The following is a 1815-nucleotide window of genomic DNA, read 5'->3' on the forward strand; positions in this document are numbered from 1 at the left end:
CGCTCATCACGGTCTGGCTCTAATTTCCATATAAAATCACCTACTTTCATTGAAAAATACTCATTACAACACACCCGGAACGGTGTATTCTGATGAAAATTCTTCACTTCTTTTGCTAAACTCCGCTTTACCACATATTGAAAAGGGATCCATTAGAGCAAATGCAAGTACAACCGGCGCGATGACTGCAATAAAATTCTCGAAAGCTTTCACGATAGCTCCTACTGTTGCACTTAGCCTACAGGATTCAGGTGCTGCCTGGGCCGATGTTACACATTTTTCTGCAAATGATGTTACGACTACTGGTTTTAATATTATGTGTAAATGCAAAAATGCGTCAGGTTCGTCTCTTGATACTATAAAGATAGCTTATATTGCAATTGGATAATAAAGTATTCACATCGGCCCTATAGCTACCCAAGTGATTTCTGTATCCGTACTGTTTGTTCTTAAAACGTATGCATCAAAACCGTCCTTGGTGTTACTGGATGTTCCGACTCCTAAAACTGTCACACCGGGAACTGAAGTTATGGGAGTAAGCGAAACATGTGCCTTTTCCTTAAATGGTTTTGGAAATGTTACCCGTTTTGATGTGGGTTCATTTGGTTTTGGTGTAATTGTTACCCTTCCAGCCTGAATCCAATAATTTCCTAAAGCGGAGTTTATCTCACGTCCGTATCTTCCTGGTTCCACTGTTTTTAAATACGCCAAAAAAGCCTGCCGTAAGCAGACTTAAAAAACACTCATTTTATTGCCTATGCACTGTATTTTTCATAGCTGTATCTGATATTTTGCGGATTATTATATAAATAAATTTGTGTTGTCCTTATATCCGCATGGCCTAAGATCTGTTGTACGTCCTGTATCGGCGCTCCTCTATCAACAAGGTTCGTGGCAAGTGTACGCCGATATCTGTGCGGGTGTACCTTTTCTATCCCTGTTTTCTCTCCTAATTTCCGCAAGACCGCCTCTATTCCGTTTTTCCCCATACGTCCGTGTGGCGCGTGCCGGGAAACGAATAAAGCCGGGCTGTCATCCCGCCGTTGAGCAAGATAATTCGCAAGGTGCATTGTTGCAACCTCTGTCAGGTATATTCTTCTCTCTTTACCGCCTTTTCCCAGCACAACCACATCCCTGCTGTGAAATTTTATGTCACTTATATTCAGCCGGACCACCTCTGATACACGGCAGCCACTGGCATATAAAAATTCAACCAACGCCAGGTCCCTGAGATTAGTACAGGCGTTTTTCAATCGCTCTCTTTCTTCCGGTGAGAAGGGCTTTTTTACTGTCTTTTCGTACTTTATAGCCTTTATAGCCTTACAAGGATTCCTCCCGATTAGGCCCTCATCCGACAGCCATCCGAAGAAACTCGAAAAGCATTTCCTCATATTCTCCAGTGTCCGGTTCGCTACCTGCCGCTGCTGTTTATACAACGACAGATAGTACCGGATATCATAAGTATCCACCTTATACAGTGGCTTTCCCAGCGCCCGTATCAGTCCCATTATGTAAGGGGAATACAAGCGTATGGTTGTCTCTGCAGTACCTTCCAGGCGCTTGGTTGCAATAAACCTATTGAGCATTCCTTCGGCGCTATTATCGGTGATCATCACCTCTGTGCTCCGTGGTTGCACCTCAAAATCATGCAACTTGATACACAACACCTCCTGCAGTTTGTCCAGTTGCTCCGCCGCCAGCAACGCTGTCATTGCTGCCAAAACGCTGTTAATAAGTTCCATTCGTGGTTCCATAGGCAAATCCTCCTTTTTGCCTATGATTATACCAGTTTCCAGTGTTGTGCTAAACTCCGCT

The 1815-nt window shown here is 43.7% G+C and carries 3 protein-coding genes; 1 reads left to right on the forward strand and 2 read right to left on the reverse strand.

Annotation, left to right across the window (positions count from 1 at the left end; all coding sequences use genetic code 11):
- The first annotated feature begins 181 nt into the window (after positions 1-181).
- Positions 182-388, forward strand: coding sequence for an H-type lectin domain-containing protein (locus CI595_RS27460; RefSeq protein ID WP_095176472.1), 207 nt, complete (start codon positions 182-184; stop codon positions 386-388).
- Positions 389-396: 8 nt separating this feature from the next.
- Here CI595_RS27460 and CI595_RS25720 read toward each other — a convergent pair whose 3' ends face one another.
- On the reverse strand, positions 397-711 hold the full coding sequence (locus CI595_RS25720) for a gp53-like domain-containing protein (RefSeq protein ID WP_243135280.1): 315 nt from the start codon (positions 709-711) through the stop codon (positions 397-399).
- A 44-nt stretch (positions 712-755) separates the two neighbouring features.
- Positions 756-1754 (reverse strand): site-specific tyrosine recombinase/integron integrase, encoded by a 999-nt coding sequence (gene xerA, locus CI595_RS25725; RefSeq protein ID WP_095176474.1) that lies wholly within the window; start codon positions 1752-1754, stop codon positions 756-758.
- Between the last annotated feature and the right edge of the window lie 61 nt (positions 1755-1815).

The organism is Blautia hominis (assembly GCA_002270465.1).
GTDB lineage: Bacteria > Bacillota > Clostridia > Lachnospirales > Lachnospiraceae > Blautia > Blautia hominis.